The sequence below is a fragment of the Vibrio sp. Vb1337 genome (assembly GCF_033338715.1).
In the GTDB taxonomy this organism is placed as follows: domain Bacteria; phylum Pseudomonadota; class Gammaproteobacteria; order Enterobacterales; family Vibrionaceae; genus Vibrio; species Vibrio alginolyticus.
Window position 1 is genome coordinate 1 of sequence record NZ_JAWOTD010000214.1, and the last position, 1,125, is coordinate 1,125.

A 1,125-nucleotide genomic window follows, 5' to 3' on the forward strand; every position below is an offset into this window, starting at 1 on the left:
GGTGAAATTGGTAGACACGCTAGCATGAGGTGCTAGTGCCTTAGGTGTGAGGGTTCGAGTCCCTCTCTCGGCACCATTATCCTTCTTCTTAAATTTCGTTTGAGTGTAATGCAAAGTTCTAAGCAGGCAAGACAATCCGCAGATGCTAACCAACTTCTGAGCGAGCTTGCAGTGCACGCCTTATTGCACCTGCACTTCAAAATCCATGCGTCTTCACGCCCTCTCCCTACAACAGAGCGTAATGATCTGCTGCAAAAATGGCTAAAGCCTAAACTGAAAAGCAATCGCTACAAACTGATTAAAAAGCCGTTAAAGTCTCTGACTCAACAGGCGAAAGGGGAAAATGGCAACCTTGAAGCCTTACTTGACCGCTGCGTTGACGCGAACAAACCAAGTAATCCGCAACCTCACTTAGATAGCTACCTGCTACTAATTAACGAAATTGAGAAAAAACTCGGTACCACGGTACTGCTTTCTCGTCCTGAAGATGTCGACCTATCGCATGACCAGCATGGCTGTTTGCTGTGTGTGTTATCAAATAACTTAAACCAACATTTCGACGATAATAACGCCATGATTGCACCAATTTCGATGCTTTTCCGTGGCCCAATGAGTCAGCGCTCATTGTTCCTTGGCAGTATTTATGCCAGTGGCACATTCAATTATGAAGTGCAATATCAAGACGAACAGTTCGTGCGCATCACGTTAGAGCTGGCGTAATATCCGCTCGGAATGAACTGAACAGACAAAATCAAAAAAGGCCGCGTAACTCGCGGCCTTTTGCCCTTTACTTAAGTACCTAGATACCTAGTTATCTAGGTGTCAAACCTACTTCAGGTTAATCAATTTCACGGAAGCGAGCCGTAAAGTGACGTAAAACCGGAGGCTCATATTCGAACATCAAACCTTTCAGTTCATGAGCTCGGTTCTTCAACTCGATCAACGCATCCGCGATATAGTCCATGTGGTCGTTAGTATAGACTCGACGTGGAATCGTTAAGCGCATTAACTCAAGCTCAGAGGCTTTCTGTTCACCCGTTTCAGGGTCACGTCCGAGCAACAGTGAGCCAATCTCAACAGCTCGAATCCCAGCTTCCAGATACAACGCATTGCACAGGGCTTGTG

2 protein-coding genes are annotated in these 1,125 nt (G+C 46.0%); one reads left to right on the top strand and one right to left on the bottom strand.

What is annotated here, in order from left to right; translation table 11 throughout:
- The first annotated feature begins 108 nt into the window (after positions 1-108).
- On the top strand, positions 109-720 hold the full coding sequence (locus R7E42_RS25120) for a DUF2913 family protein (RefSeq protein WP_318073257.1): 612 nt from the start codon (positions 109-111) through the stop codon (positions 718-720).
- Between the two features lie 118 nt (positions 721-838).
- Here the strand turns inward: R7E42_RS25120 and R7E42_RS25125 are convergent.
- Positions 839-1,125: beta-eliminating lyase-related protein (locus R7E42_RS25125; RefSeq protein WP_318073258.1), on the bottom strand; the 287-nt coding region annotated here is incomplete at its 5' end.